The organism is Geodermatophilus sp. SMS 5-13 (assembly GCF_059428245.1).
The window spans coordinates 2,097,111-2,110,759 of sequence record NZ_CP165729.1; the positions used below are offsets into that span (position 1 = coordinate 2,097,111).

Here is a 13,649-nt window from a genome sequence, read left to right on the forward strand (position 1 = left end):
GCGAGAGGGGTGACATGACCAGGGTGCGGGCAACCCTCCCGCTGGTCGTGTCCGCCGCCGGACCCCCGGTTTCCCCGGCTCTCGCGTGCGAGCGCTCGTGAAGCGATGTCCGCGCGCGTACCGCGTTCCGACAGTGCACCATTTCGCAGACAGCCGGTCAGCAGGCGACCGTTCCACGGAGGAGCAGCAGGGATGAGCGTCGACTCGGGCAGCGCCAGCATGGCGGCCCGGCTGGGCATCAAGCCGGGCATGGTCGTGCAGGAGCTCGGCTGGGATGAGGACGCCGACGAGGACCTGCGCGACTCCATCGTCGAGGCGGCCGGCAGCGAGATGGTCGACGAGGACACCGACGAGGTGGCCGACATCGTCGTCCTGTGGTGGCGGGAGGACGACGGCGACCTCTTCGACGCGCTCACCGACGCCCTGACCTCGCTCGCCGACGACGGCGTGGTCTGGTTGCTGGTCCCGAAGTCGGGGCGGCCGGGGCACGTCGAGCCGGGTGACGTCACCGAGGTGGCGCCGACCGCGGGGCTGCAGCAGACCAGCAGCATCTCCGCGGCCAAGGACTGGTCCGGCATCCGGCTGGTGACCCCGAAGGCCGCGCGCACCCGTCGCTGAACCTCGGTTCGGCTCTGCGTTCCGGATACGGCACGATCGGGCGCATGACCCTTTCCGTCGGAGATCCCGCGCCCGAGTTCAGCCTTCCCGACCAGGACCGGCAGGTCGTCTCGCTCGGCGAGCTGCGCGGCACGCCGGTCCTGCTGGTGTTCTACCCGTTCGCGTTCTCCGGCATCTGCACCGGCGAGCTCTGCCAGCTGCGCGACGAGCTGGCCACCTACACCGAGGCCGGCGTGAAGGTGCTGGCGATCAGCACCGACCCGGTGTTCAGCCTCAAGGCCTTCCGCGAGAAGGAGGGCTTCGACTTCGCGCTGCTGTCGGACTTCTGGCCGCACGGGGCGACGGCCCAGGCCTACGACGTCTTCAACGAGAAGGCCGGCATGGCGCTGCGCGGCACGTTCCTGATCGACGCCGAGGGCAAGATCGCCTTCGCCGAGGTCAACCAGCCCGGCGACGCACGCGAGCAGTCCGGCTGGAAGAGCGCGGTCGGCCAGCTGGCCGCCTAGTTTCCCTGGTGGAGTGCCACGGCGCGGATTCCGCGCCTCTGGCACTCCACTCACTCGCCGCCCCGGGCCACTTACCCTGGGCGCGCGGGGCGCGTAGCTCAGCGGAAGAGCTCTCGCCTTACAAGCGAGCGGTCGCCGGTTCGATCCCGGCCGCGCCCACCAGCCTTCAACTCGGCCCGTTGGGTCGCGCCGGGGCGTCCACATTCCTGGCCGACTGCCGCGCGTTCAACGGAAGGGTCCCGCTCACTCGATCGAGGAGCGGGACCCTTGCCGTTACTGCCCTGCTAGAAGCTCCACTCCCAGCCGCCGCCACCGCCAAGCGACGACGGAGCGAACACGATGGCGCCTGTTGCGGCGGGGAGGTCCAGCACGATGGTTCCCACGTACTGCTGGTTGGGACCGAGCGTGTCGCTCGTAAACCGCTCGGACTCGTCGAGACAGCTATAGCTCGCAAAGGTCGAGACAGCGTCGTTCGTAATGCCGTCCGCTCCGATGAAGCGGAAGTCTGAATCGACGAACTGGTAGTAATCATCGACTGTCGCGCTCGCCCCGGTGGACACGCGCAGCGCGACTCCAACGAGGTGACCATGCTCGGCCGGAGACGCGTAGTCCGCTGTGCACGGGATGTCGGGGACGATCTGGTCGATCGTGAAAGCCACCTCGACCTCGTCGGTTTCAAGGTCGACGATGCGGGCTTCCTCGCCCAGCTTCTTCACGAGATGTCCCCGCGCATTGGTTGAGGGCGACGCAGCTGTCGTCGTCGGCGCCGCGCTCGACGTATTTGGCGGCAGAGTGATCTCGGACTCGGTGTTCGCGGCCTTATCGCTGCCGCAAGCGGCGAGGAAGAGGGCCGCAGCGGTCGTGGCGACGACCAGTGAACCTGTGCGTTTCATCAAAGTTCCCAGGGAAGATCAGGCGGGTGGCGATCCGGTACGGAACAGGCTGAAAGCCAAGGAGGCAAACACCCCCTGGGGCGGGTGGATGCGGAACGGAACGGGTGTGGCCCGTGGGTGCAAATGAGGTGGGGAAGGCTGGCCCCGCGGCCATGCACTCGCGGCGGGCAGGCTCCGTAGCTTCAGGCGTGCCCAGTCGCCTAGCTGGCCTGGACGAATCGCTGAGCCACACGGCCGGTCAGTGGCGCGGGCCGGCGTCGGCCATGATCAGCCGGCGACTGGCGGCGCCACGGTCGCCGGTTCGATCCCGGCCGCGCCCACCTTGCACTTCGCTCGTCGCGGTTGACCGCAACCTCCGCGGGTAACGCTCGTTGCGCTCGTCAACGGGGAATTCGAAGACACACGTAACGCGATCGTCGAGGAAGACGGTGCGGCAAGCGATGGCCCTTGCGGTGGATCAGGCGGACCGGACGGCGGACCCCGGCGGGGACGGCGCCCCGCCCCGGCGCGGCCTCCGGCGGCGGTGGCCGTGGGCCGTCGCCGCGCTGGTCGCCGCGAGCGCGGGACTCGCCCCCGCGGCCGGCTCCGACGACGGGCTGCGCGCCGTCGCTCAGGTCGACGACGCCTCGCTGCCCTGGCCGGTGGCGCGGGCGATCGTGGCCGCCGACCTGTCCGCGGGGGCGCCGTCCGGAGCCCGCACGCTGCCCCCCGCGCCGGCCGTCGCCGCCGATCCGGCACCGGCCGCGGCGCCGGTCATCACCGGGCTGGCGGCCAACGGCATCCCGAACGTCGCGCTCAACGCCTACCGCGTCGCGGCCGCGCGCATGGCCCACGCCCAGCCGTCCTGCGGCATCGACTGGTCGCTGCTCGCGGGCATCGGGCGCATCGAGTCCAACCACGGCCGCTTCGGCGGCGCCACGCTGAACCCGGACGGCACGTCGACGCCGCCGATCGTCGGACCCGCCCTGGACGGCGGGCAGTTCGCCTACATCGGCGACAGCGACGGCGGCGCCTACGACGGCGACCGCACCTACGACCGCGCGGTCGGGCCGATGCAGTTCATCCCGGCGACCTGGCGCTCCTACGCCGTCGACGCGGACGGCAACGGCGTGGCCGATCCGAAGAACATCAACGACGCCGCGCTCGCCGCCGCCCACTACCTATGCGTCGCCGGCGGCGACCTGCGCTCGGACGCCGGCCGGCGCCGCGCCGTCCTGGCCTACAACCACTCCGACAGCTACGTGGCCCAGGTGCTGGCCCTCGCCGCGGCCTACGCCGGCGGGATCCCGGTCGCCGACCTGCCGCTGGTCGGCAACACGACCGGCCCGGTGCCGGCGCCGTCGGGCAGGTACGCCGCGCCCGCGGCGCCCGGCCCGGCCATCGGGGCCCAGGACACGACGTCGTCCCCACCGGGGACAGCGCGCGGCGAGGCACCGGCACCGGCCGCCTCCCCGGCGCCGAGCGCGCCCGCGCCGAGCGCGCCCGCATCGAGCGGTGGCGGCGCGAGCCCCGGAGCCGCGCCGGCCGGCGGGTCCGGCTCGTCCGGCGGGGGAGTGACGCCGTCCGGCGGGACCGGCGGCGGCACACCCGCCCCTGCCCCCGCTCCGGCACCGGAGGCCGGGCCGGGCCCCGCCCCGGGGCCGAGCAACCCCCTGCCGCCGCTGCCGGTGGAGCCGCCGCAGGCACCCGCGCCGACGCTGCCGGACCCGGTCGACACCGTGACCGACACCGTGACCGGAGCGGTGACCGACCTGGTGCCGGGCGTCACCTGCGGAACGCCGATCACGCCGCCTTGCTGAGCCCGCGCCGAGATGCGCCTGAGGGCGGTGTCCGCACGCGCGGACACCGCCCTCAGGCGCATCTCGATGCAGGGGACTACGCGGCGGGGTTCTGCGCGGTGAAGGACTCGCCACCAGGCTGGTCGGGGCGCGGGAACGCCGGCCGCAGGAACAGCGGGGCCTTGAACGGCCGCCAGGTGCCCTCGGGCTGCGCCAGCCGGTCGGCGATCGCCCAGATGGCCGCCGGGTGGTGGCCCAGCCCCAGGTGGCTGGCCATGACGGCGATGTTCTCGCAGCGCTCGCCGGACCGCTCCAGGCAGGTCTGCCAGTGCACGATGCCGTCGAAGTGCGAGTAGATCGAGGTCGAGGGCACCGGCAGCGGCGTCGTCTCGCTCTCCAGCGGCAGCGTGCGGTGCTCGACGTGCAGGTGCGAGTAGCGCGCGAACACCTTGGACGCGCGGCTCTGGCTGTTCCGCTCGAGCCGGAACGGGCTGCCGAGGGTGACCACCTGGCGTACCGAGTCGGGGGAGCGGCGGGCGATGTCGCGGGCGAAGATGCCGCCGAGGCTCCAGCCGATCAGCGAGACCGGGCGGCCGTAGCGGTCGGAGAGGTCCTCCATCCGGTCACGGAGCCCGGCCACGCAGGCGGCGGTCGGGCCGATGTTGCGGCCCAGCCGCCAGCCGTGGACCCGGTAGTCCAGCCGGCGCAGCACGTGCCGCAGGATCCGCGTCGAGGCGTCGTCGGCCATGAGACCGGGGAGCACGAGCACGGGGTGCCCGTCGCCGTGCGGAAGCCGGTCGAGGAAGGGGCGCGCGGCGAGGTACAGGCCGAAGTCCGCGGCCGCCCGGCTGGGTTCGGTCAGGTAGAGCGGGAGCCCGGGGGCCTCGTCCTGTCGTGCCACGTGTCCTCCTCGGGTGCGGGCTCTTTCGGACACCTCTGTACCGAGACGACAAGTGCGTCACACGTCCTTCGCCTCCGCGTCATCCCATCGACATGAACTCGTGATGCAGGACACTGCGGGTGCCGCAGGTGCGGCGCCTCCGCCGCGGGTAGCACCGTCGGCACCGACGAAGGGGATCGATGGACGAGCGCACGCAGCCGGGGACCAGCCACACCGTCGACTGGGACGGCCCGGTGCACTACGTGGACTTCGGCGGCGCTCCCGACGGGCCGACCGTCGTCCTGGTGCACGGCCTCGGCGGCTCGCACCTCAACTGGGACCTGCTCGCCCCGCTGCTCACCCCGCACGGCCGGGTCCTGGCACTCGACCTGCCCGGCTTCGGCCGCAGCGAGCCCGGCAGCCGGCGGGCGACCGTGCAGGCCAACGTCGCCGTCCTCCGGCGCTTCCTGCGGGAGGTGGCGGGGGACCGGGCCGTCCTCGTGGGCAACTCGATGGGCGGGATGATCTCGATCTTCACCGCCGCGTCCGCACCGACGGCGGTCAGCGGGCTGGTCCTGCTCGACCCGGCCCTGCCCGGCGGGCGCCGGACCCTCGACCCGCTGGTCGCCGCCCAGTTCTTGCTCTACGCGCTGCCGTTCGTGGGGGAGCGCTACCTCTGGTTCCGCCGTCAGCGGCACGGCGCGCTGCACCGGGTGCGGGAGATGCTGACCCTCTGCGGCGTGGACCCGGACGCCGTCCCGTCCGACGTGATCAACCGGTCGGTCACGCTGCTCGAGGAGCGCCGGGACGTCGACGGCATGGACAAGGCGTTCCTCGCCGCCGCCCGCTCACTGCTGAAGCTGCTCGTCGACCCTCGCTCCTACCGCGGCGCGATGGCCGGCATCGCCGCACCGGTCCTGCTCGTGCAGGGCGACCGCGACCGCCTCGTGCCGGTGGCCGCGGCCCGCGCGGCCGCCGAGCAGCACCCGCACTGGCGCTACGTCGAGCTGGCCGGCGTGGGGCACGTGCCGCAGCTGCAGGTCCCCGACACGGTGGCCAAGGAGATCCTCACCTGGCTGGAGGAGACGGCCGGGACGCCGTCGCCGGCCTGAGCCTCAGCGCTCCAGCGTGGCGCGCAGCGCCTCCAGGCCGGTGTAGCGCGGCCGCCAGCCGAGCTGCTCCCTGGCGCGGGTGGTGTCCATGATCGACGGCCGGCTCACCGCCTCCACCCACTCCCCGGACGGCGGCAGGAACGGCAGCCGCGCCAGCGCCCGGGCGGTGAACTGCGCCGGACCGGGCGGCACCCGCAGCGGCAGCGCCCCGAACTCGCGGGCGACGTCGCCGGCGGTGACGACGCCGTCGCCGGCGATGTTGTACGCCCCCGGCGGTCCGGCGCCGAGCACGCACAGCAGCAGCGCGCGGCCGACGTCCTCCTCGTGGACGAACTGCAGCTCGAACTCGGGGACGACGACCGGCACGGGCACCGGCAGCCGGCGCGGGCGGCCCAGCAGCCGCCGGCCGAGCGGGGCCAGCGGGCCGGGGAGGACGTCCTTGCCGCCCACGGCGTTCGGGCCGAGCACCACCGGCGGGCGCAGCAGGTAGAGGTCGAGGCCGGGAGCGCTGGCCGTCTCGGCGTCGAGCAGCTCCTCGAGCTCGGCCTTCTCCTGCGCGTAGAACAGCCGCTCGGCCGGCCGCACGGGCCAGTCCTCGGCGATCCGCTCGGGGTTGTCGGCGTGCCAGCCGTAGGCGGCGACGGACGACGCGTACACGAACCGGCGGGCGCCGCACGCCGCCGCGGCCCGGAACACGTTGAGCGTCCCCTCGACGTTGATCGCCCGCGTCGTCCGCCGGGAGGCGTTGCCGGTGATCAGGAAGGCGAGGTGCACGACGACGTCGGCGTCGCGGAACGCCTCGGTGAGGGTGTCGGGGTCGCGGACGTCGCCCTGCCGGTACTCCATCTTCGTCCAGCCGCGCTCGACCGGGTCGAACGGGCGGCGGGCCAGGCCGAGGATCCGCGCGACCCGCGGCTCGTCCTGCAGCAGCGGGATCAGGCCGGAGCCGAACGTGCCGGTCGGGCCGGTGACGGCGACGGTGAGGTCGCGGTCGGCCGCAGGGCTCACTGCTGCGCCGCCGCGGCCGGCTGCTTGCCCGCGATCTCCTTGAGCTCGTCGACGCCGCGGCGGATCCCGGTGGCCAGCACGTCGATGTCCGGGAAGGCGTCGAAGTCGGCGTTGATCCCGAAGGTCATCGTGTTCAGGTAGGAGAAGATCCCGATCGACAGGCGCATGCCGCCGGCGATCGGCACGTACGCGTGCGCCGAGACCATCCGCCGGCCGAGCACGTACAGCGGCACCCGCGGGCCGGGCACGTTGGTCGTCACCGCCTGGCACCAGAACTGGCCGGCCTGCACGGCGGCGCGGACGCCCAGCGAGAGCAGGGTCGGCGCGACGAAGTCGGCCATGCCGATGATCGACCGCGCGTCGACCGCCTGCATCGACCGCTTGTAGTCGTCCATCTGCTTGCGGATGCGGGCCAGCCGCTCGGCCGCGTCCGGCTCACCGACCGGCAGGTCCACGAAGACCGCCGAGACGCGGTTGTCCAGCGAGCCGCGCTCACCGGGGCGCCGCACGGACACCGGCACCATCGAGCGGACGACGGCCTTCTCGGCCAGCGCGCCGCGGCCCTGCAGCAGGTCGCGGAACCCGCGGGTGATCGCGGTGAGGACGACGTCGTTCACCGTGCCGCCCAGCGCGGTGCGGACCGCCTTGAACTCCTCGAACTGCGCGTCGGTCCACGCCCACCGGCGGTGCGGGCCGATCGGCCCGGTGAGCGTGCGGGCCAGCGGCGTCGTCGCCTGCCGGGCGAGGGCGGGCAGGTTGCCGGCCAGCGTCCGGCCGGAGCCCAGCAGCCCCTTGGCCGCCCGCGTGGCGCTCCCGGTGCCCGGGAGGCTGGACAGCTGGCGCAGCGGGTGGGCCAGGTTGTCCTGCACGGCCCCGGCCATGAGCTCGACGCTCGACGGGTTGCGCTGCGCCGTCCACTCCGTGGGCTCGGGGTGTCTCACGTTCGGGTCGAGGTCGAAGATGACCTGCATCAGGTCGGTGCCGGCGATGCCGTCGACCATGCAGTGGTGGACCTTGGAGATGATCGCCCAGCGGTCGTTCTCCAGGCCCTCGACCAGCCACACCTCCCACAGCGGCTTGGCCATGTCCAGGCGCTGGCCGAGCACGCGGCCGGCGAGGTTGCGCAGCTGCTCGTCGCTGCCCGGCTTCGGCACCGCCGTGTGCCGCACGTGATAGAGGATCTGGAAGTGCGGGTCGTCGACCCACATCGGCCGGCCCAGGTTCAGCGGCACCTCGCGCACCCGCTGCCGGTAGCGCGGGACCAGCGGCAGCTTGGACAGCAGCAGCCGCACCAGGTCGCCGTAGGACGGCGCCGGCCCGTCGAACACGGCCACCGATCCGACGTGCAGCGGGGTGTTCTCGCTCTCCGCGTAGAAGAAACCGGCGTCGGTCGGGCTCATGCGGTCCACGATCAGCTCCTGGAGAGGTCGGCTGGCCGCCGAAGCTAGGAGCCTCCGGCGGGGGGTGCAACCCGATCATGAACTCACCGGTAACAACCGTTCAACCGGTCCGGCGGGATTCACCCAGCCCGGTCTCCACCCGGTCCAGCAGGTCGAGAAATGCCTGGTCGACGACGGCGGTGCGGGTCAGGTTGACGCTGTGCCCGGCACCGGGGACGACGACGAGCTCGGTGTCTGGACCGAGCCGCTCGGCCATCCGGCGGGCGTGCACGGCCGGGGTCAGCCGGTCGTCGGAGGCGGCGACGACGGTGACCGGCACGCGGGCCAGCACGTCGAGCGACGCCGTCTCGTCGTGGTCGAGGAAGGTCGCGTAGAAGGCCGCCGTGACCGGGTAGGGCGTCTCCTCCAGCAGGTCCTGCACCATGCGCACGTGCGCGGGGTCGGCGTCCTCCCGGCCGAACAGGTAGCGGCGGGTGAACCAGCGGCCGAGCCGGGTGCCGCGGCGGCGGAATCGCTCCAGCAGCGGCGCCCACAGCTGCAGCAGCCACAGGTACAGCGGCAGCAGCCCGAGCCACCGGACCAGCTTCACCGCCCAGGCGACGACGCCGGTCTCCACCAGGCCGCCGGCCGACGTGGCCAGCAGGAGGACGCCGACCACCCGCGACCCGAACAGCTCCGGGCGCTGCCGGGCCAGCGCCATCACGCTCATGCCGCCCATCGAGTGCCCGGCCAGCACCACCGGCCCCTCCGGCGTGGTGGCGTCGAGGACCTCCCCGAGGTCCCGGCCGGTGCGGTCGATGGTGGCCGCGGTCAGCCGCGTCCAGCCGGACCGGCCGTGCCCGCGCTGGTCGAAGAGCACCAGCCGCGCGCGGTCGCGCAGCACCCGGCGCTGCAGCTCCCACTCGGCCAGCCGGGCGGTGAACCCGTGGGCCAGGACGACGGTCAGCCGTGCCCGTGCGTTCTCCTCCACCTCCACGTGCAGGTCCACGCCGTCGTCGGTGCGGACGGTCCGTGACCCGGGCGGCGGCGGATCGGACAGCGGCGGCAGGACGACCATGCCCCCATCCTCAGCGCCCGGGCGCCGCCTCGCGCACCAGCCGGCGGGCGGTGTCGATCTCGCGGGCGACCGGGGCCAGCACGCCGTCGGCGAGGATCTCGGCGTCGTCCGCGTCCGGGTCGGCGCGGACGTCGTCCTCCAGCTGCCGGATCGCCCGGCGCAGGACGGCGACCTGGTCGAGGTCCGGTTCGGGCTCCCCGGAGCGGATGGCGATGACCGCCTCGGTCACCGCGTCCGACGTCCGCTCCAGCTGCACGATCACCGGCCACCAGGCGGCGGCGCGGGTGCTGATCGGCGGCGGCTCGGCCAGCCGCCGCTGCAGCTGGGTCTGCAGCTCGGTGAGCGCCCGGTAGCAGCGCCGGCGGGCGCGGCGGCGCTCGGTGGGAGTGCCGGTGAAGGCCGCCGCGACGAACCCGTCGAGCGCGAGGGCGGCGCCGCGCAGCGCCTGGTCGAGGGGCGCGCGCCAGGTCTGCGGCCAGAGCAGGTAGCCGAACACGAGCACGATCGCGCAGCCGATCAGGGTGTCGAGCAGCCGGGCGACGACCAGCCCGCTGCCGCTGGGCACCGCGAGGTCGAGCAACAGGATCACCAGCGGGGTGAGGAACACCGAGAACAGCCCGAAGTTGGCCCCCCGCGCCCAGGGCAGCACGGCGGCGGCCACGGCCATGGCGACGAGCACCCCCGGGCTGCGCGGGATCACCGTCAGCAGCAGCGACCCGACGAGCACGCCGAGCACGGTTCCGACCCCGCGCTGCACCGCCCGCGTGAACACCGAGCCGAAGTCGGGCTTGAGCACGATCGCCACGGTGAGCAGCACCCAGTACGGCCGCTGGATCGGCAGCAGCTGGCGGGCGATCTCGGCGATGGTCATGCACAGCGTCAGCCGGATCGCGAACGCCCGGCTCTCCTTGCTCGCGATCGTGCTCTCGGCGAGGTCGCGGACCCGGCTGCGCCAGTCTGCGTCCGGGGGCACGACGGCCGCGACGGCGCGCTCCTCGGGGTCGCCGACGACGTTCCACACCAGCCGGATGCCGTGCCGGGTGGCGCGCCGGCCGGGCGGCCCCTCCTCGAGCGCGGGCGGCCGCTCCTCCGGCAGCTCCCGGTCGCCGGCGACCGCGGCGGCCAGCGCGTGCGCCGCGGCCACGTCCTGCGGATCGGCCGGCACCCCGGCGCGGGCGGCCGCCACCGCGCCCTCCACCAGCGGCGCCGCGGCGTTGAGCACGCCGGCCAGCTCCGAGAGCTCGCGGCTGCGGCCGGCGGAGCGGCTGCGGCTGCGGATCACGCGGTCGTAGCCGTCGTTGAGGGCGGTGGTGAGCTCGCGGCGGGCGTCGTCGGCGGACGGCGTCCCGCTGGCGGACAGCAGCGCGCCGATGCGGGTGAAGACCGCCGCCACCGCCGCGCGGTCGGCGTCCACCGGCTCGGTGCGCGACTGCACCAGCGTGGTCAGGGTCGCCCAGGCCGCGCCGGCGAAGAAGAAGCCGATCTCGGCGGCGACCGGCAGCGGCGTGACCAGGCCGGAGGACAGCGCCGTGTAGACCAGCAGCTGCAGCGCGCCGAGGGACAGCGCCGCGTTGATCCCGCTGATCAGCGCCGCGAGCGCCGACAGGACGGCGATGACGACCACCGGCTGCCACCCGCCGCCCTCGGCGTACTGCCCGGCCAGCAGCCCGACCACGCCGAAGCCGGCCGCCGCCGCGATCCGGCGCAGCTTGTCGCGCAGCGGCCCGGCCTGCGGCGCGAGCGTCGCGGCCAGCGCGCCGGTGGTGGCGAAGACGCCGGCGCCGAGCGCCGCGCCGTTGTCGAGCCCACCGCCGACGAGCAGGGCGACGGCCAGGGGAGCGGGGATGGTGACGGCGAAGCGGACGACGTCCCGCCACGGCACCGGCGGCCGCTTGGTGCGGACGAGTTCCTCGAGCCAGGCCGGCGCCCGAAGCCCCCTCTCCGCCACCGTCGCAGCTTGTCACCCGCCGGCGGGCCTGTCGCACGTGCCGCCGGCGGGGCACCCTGGTCGGGTGGCACGGGAGGCGCTGCCGGCCGGCAAGGCCGCGTCCGGGCCGGGGACCGGGACCGCTCGGCTGCCCGTGCCGCTCACCTCGCTGATCGGCCGCGGGGCCGAGCTGACCGCGCTCGCCGAGCTGCTGGGAAGGGTCCGCCTGCTGACGCTGGTGGGCCCCGGGGGCTGCGGCAAGACCCGGCTGGCGATCGAGGCGGCGAGCCGGCAGGCGCAGCGCGGGGCGACCGTGGCGTGGTGGCCGCTGGCCGCGCTGCGGGAGCCCCGGCTGGTGCCGTCCTCGCTGGCCACGGCCCTGGGCCTGCAGCACAGCCCGGCCGACGCCGGCGCCCTGGTCGAGGCGCTCGGTGACCGTCCCGTCCTCGTCGTCGCCGACAACTGCGAGCACCTCGCCGGGGAGGTGGCGGGGCTCGTGGCGGCGCTGCTGCCGGCCTGCCCGCGGCTGCGGGTGCTCGCCACCAGCCGCCAGGCGCTGCGCGTCCCGGGGGAGCACGTCCGGGAGGTGCCTCCGCTGGGGCTGCCGGCCGACGCCCGCGACGCGGCCGAGTCCCCGGCCGTCCAGCTCTTCCTCGACCGTGCCGCGGCCGCGGGGGCGTCGCTCGGTCCGGCCGACACCGGGGTGGTCTGCCGGCTCGCCCAGCGGCTGGAGGGGATGCCCCTCGCCCTGGAGCTCGCCGCGGCACAAACCGCGACGCTGACCCCGCGCGAGCTGGACGAGCAGCTCGGCGACGCGCTGCGGCTGCTCGTCGACGACCGGCCGGGGATCCCCGCCCGCCAGCGCACGCTGGAGGCGACGGTCTCCTGGAGCCACGACCTGCTGGACCCGCCCGAGCAGGCGGTGCTGCGCCGGCTCGCCGTCTTCGCGGGGCCCTTCGACCGCGACGCGGTGGCCGCCGTCGCCGGGCAGCGCGGCGGGCCGCCGGTCGCCGATCTGGTCGAGCGGCTCGTGCAACGCCACCTCGTGCGCGCAGCGTCGCTGGACGGTCACCGGTACTTCCGGCTGCTCGAGCCGATCCGGCAGTTCGCCGCCGAGCGTCTCGCGGAGGCGGGGGAGGACGGCGCGGTCGCCCGGTGCCACGCGCTGCACCTGCACGACGTCGCCCGTCGGCTGGACCCGGGGATCCGCGGCCGCGCCGGCGCCGACGCGCAGCGGCGAGCGCTGGACCTGCTGGACCGCGCCAGCGACGACCTGCGGTCCGCGCTCGGGTGGGCGTGGCGCACGCCCGGCCAGGAGCGGCTGCTCGTCCGCACGGTGACCGCGGTGTGGTGGGGGTGGTGGCGGCTGGGCCGCTTCGCGGAGGGGCTGGCCTGGCTGCGGGCGGCCCGGGCGGTCGGCGCGGGCAGCGACCGGGAGCGGGCGGAGGTCTGCCACGGCCTGGGCTGGCTGGCGCGGCACCAGAACTCCCCGGACGAGGCCCGCGAGGCGCTCACCGAGGCGCGGCACCGTTACGAGGTGCTCGGGGACGACGGCGCCGTCGCCACCGTGCTGCACCGGCTCGCCGCCGTCGACATCGACGGCGCCCGCGGCGCGGCGGCCGAGGCCGGCGCGTTCCTGGCGGCCGGCGCCGTCCGGGCGCGGCGCAGCGGGAACGTGTGGGTGCAGGGCGGCGTCGCCCACTGGCAGGGCCTGCTCGCCCTCGCCGAGGGGGACCCCGCGTCGGCGGCGGAGCTGCTGACGCAGGCGCGGGCGCTGTTCGTCCTCTCCGGCGACCGCTGGGCGGTCGGCCGCGCCTCCGGCGTCCTGGGCGTCGCGCTGGTGCGGATCGGCCGGCTGCGGGACGCCGACGCGGCGCTGCGCGAGGCCCGGGAGACCAGCGCCGCCGTCCGTGACCCGTGGGGCGCGGCGCGCTGCGCGACGTCCGCCGCCGAGCGGTGGTCCCGGGCGGGGCGGCCCGGCGCGGCGCTGCGGTGCTGCGCGCAGGCCGCGGCCGGCTTCGGCGACCTGGGGGACGGCGTCCGGGTCGTGGAGGTCGCGGAGCTGTGCGCCGGTGTGCTGGACGACGTGGACCGCCGGACCGAGGCCGCCGAGCTGCGCGCGGCCGTCGCCGGCCTGCGCCCGGGGCGCCCGGCCGGACGGCTGGCCGAGCGGGTCGTCGATCTCGCGGGAGCTCCCGACGGCGGGGACGCCGGCGCGGAGCCGGTCGCCGACGGCCCGGCGGAGGTGCTGAGCCGGCGTGAGCTCGAGGTGCTCGGGCTGGTCGCCCGCGGCTGCAGCGACGCCGAGGTGGCCCGGGCGCTGTTCGTCAGCCCCCGCACCGTGGGCGGCCACCTCGGCTCGGCCTACCGCAAGCTCGGTGTGGGCACCCGGACCGCGGCCGTCCGGCGCGGGGTCGAGCTCGGCCTGCTGGAGGGGTGACCGGGTAGCGAAACGGGGGGTTCTACGCAT

General features: G+C 75.1%; 11 protein-coding genes and 1 tRNA gene. 6 read left to right on the forward strand and 6 right to left on the reverse strand.

Annotation, left to right across the window (positions count from 1 at the left end):
• The first annotated feature begins 192 nt into the window (after positions 1–192).
• The 3 genes from AB3388_RS10230 (at position 193) to AB3388_RS10240 (ending at position 1,286) form a co-directional block, all read left to right on the forward strand.
• On the forward strand, positions 193–618 hold the full coding sequence (locus AB3388_RS10230) for a DUF3052 domain-containing protein (RefSeq protein WP_495410659.1): 426 nt from the start codon (positions 193–195) through the stop codon (positions 616–618).
• A gap of 44 nt (positions 619–662) precedes the next feature.
• Positions 663–1,124, forward strand: coding sequence for a peroxiredoxin (locus AB3388_RS10235; protein WP_495410660.1), 462 nt, complete (start codon positions 663–665; stop codon positions 1,122–1,124).
• Between the two features lie 87 nt (positions 1,125–1,211).
• Positions 1,212–1,286 (forward strand) — tRNA-Val (locus AB3388_RS10240).
• A gap of 122 nt (positions 1,287–1,408) precedes the next feature.
• On the opposite strand, the gene AB3388_RS10245 is transcribed toward AB3388_RS10240, so the two are convergent.
• Positions 1,409–2,017, reverse strand: coding sequence for a hypothetical protein (locus AB3388_RS10245; protein WP_495410661.1), 609 nt, complete (start codon positions 2,015–2,017; stop codon positions 1,409–1,411).
• 440 nt (positions 2,018–2,457) lie between these two features.
• Between AB3388_RS10245 and AB3388_RS10250 the strand changes: the two genes are divergently transcribed.
• Complete coding sequence (locus AB3388_RS10250; RefSeq protein ID WP_495410662.1) at positions 2,458–3,816, forward strand: lytic transglycosylase domain-containing protein; 1,359 nt, start codon at positions 2,458–2,460, stop codon at positions 3,814–3,816.
• A gap of 76 nt (positions 3,817–3,892) precedes the next feature.
• Here AB3388_RS10250 and AB3388_RS10255 read toward each other — a convergent pair whose 3' ends face one another.
• The gene (locus AB3388_RS10255) at positions 3,893–4,696 is read right to left on the reverse strand and encodes an esterase/lipase family protein (protein WP_495410663.1); all 804 of its coding nucleotides are present in this window, start codon (positions 4,694–4,696) and stop codon (positions 3,893–3,895) included.
• Between the two features lie 179 nt (positions 4,697–4,875).
• On the opposite strand from AB3388_RS10255, the gene AB3388_RS10260 reads away from it, so the two are divergent.
• Complete coding sequence (locus tag AB3388_RS10260) at positions 4,876–5,787, forward strand: alpha/beta fold hydrolase (protein WP_495410664.1); 912 nt, start codon at positions 4,876–4,878, stop codon at positions 5,785–5,787.
• A gap of 3 nt (positions 5,788–5,790) precedes the next feature.
• Here AB3388_RS10260 and AB3388_RS10265 read toward each other — a convergent pair whose 3' ends face one another.
• The 4 genes from AB3388_RS10265 to AB3388_RS10280 all read right to left on the reverse strand — a co-directional run bounded on the left by AB3388_RS10265 (position 5,791) and on the right by AB3388_RS10280 (position 11,200).
• Positions 5,791–6,795 (reverse strand): NAD-dependent epimerase/dehydratase family protein, encoded by a 1,005-nt coding sequence (locus tag AB3388_RS10265; RefSeq protein ID WP_495410665.1) that lies wholly within the window; start codon positions 6,793–6,795, stop codon positions 5,791–5,793.
• Positions 6,792–8,195, reverse strand: a complete 1,404-nt coding sequence (locus AB3388_RS10270) for a WS/DGAT/MGAT family O-acyltransferase (RefSeq protein ID WP_495410666.1) — start codon at positions 8,193–8,195, stop codon at positions 6,792–6,794. Before AB3388_RS10270 ends, AB3388_RS10265 begins: the two co-directional genes overlap by 4 nt.
• A gap of 100 nt (positions 8,196–8,295) precedes the next feature.
• Positions 8,296–9,252 (reverse strand): alpha/beta fold hydrolase, encoded by a 957-nt coding sequence (locus AB3388_RS10275; RefSeq protein WP_495410667.1) that lies wholly within the window; start codon positions 9,250–9,252, stop codon positions 8,296–8,298.
• Between the two features lie 10 nt (positions 9,253–9,262).
• Positions 9,263–11,200, reverse strand: coding sequence for an FUSC family protein (locus tag AB3388_RS10280; RefSeq protein ID WP_495410668.1), 1,938 nt, complete (start codon positions 11,198–11,200; stop codon positions 9,263–9,265).
• 64 nt (positions 11,201–11,264) lie between these two features.
• On the opposite strand from AB3388_RS10280, the gene AB3388_RS10285 reads away from it, so the two are divergent.
• Positions 11,265–13,619: an ATP-binding protein gene (locus AB3388_RS10285; RefSeq protein WP_495410669.1), complete on the forward strand. Its 2,355-nt coding sequence runs from the start codon at positions 11,265–11,267 to the stop codon at positions 13,617–13,619.
• The last annotated feature ends 30 nt before the right edge of the window (positions 13,620–13,649 follow it).

Excerpts from the sequence above, each read along its gene's own strand:
- AB3388_RS10230 (WP_495410659.1), top strand. The coding sequence starts at position 193 with ATGAGCGTCGACTCGGGCAGCGCCAGCATGGCGGCCCGGCTGGGCATC.
- AB3388_RS10235 (WP_495410660.1), top strand. The coding sequence starts at position 663 with ATGACCCTTTCCGTCGGAGATCCCGCGCCCGAGTTCAGCCTTCCCGAC.
- AB3388_RS10245 (WP_495410661.1), bottom strand. The coding sequence starts at position 2,017 with ATGAAACGCACAGGTTCACTGGTCGTCGCCACGACCGCTGCGGCCCTC.
- AB3388_RS10250 (WP_495410662.1), top strand. The coding sequence starts at position 2,458 with ATGGCCCTTGCGGTGGATCAGGCGGACCGGACGGCGGACCCCGGCGGG.
- AB3388_RS10260 (WP_495410664.1), top strand. The coding sequence starts at position 4,876 with ATGGACGAGCGCACGCAGCCGGGGACCAGCCACACCGTCGACTGGGAC.
- AB3388_RS10270 (WP_495410666.1), bottom strand. The coding sequence starts at position 8,195 with ATGAGCCCGACCGACGCCGGTTTCTTCTACGCGGAGAGCGAGAACACC.
- AB3388_RS10275 (WP_495410667.1), bottom strand. The coding sequence starts at position 9,252 with ATGGTCGTCCTGCCGCCGCTGTCCGATCCGCCGCCGCCCGGGTCACGG.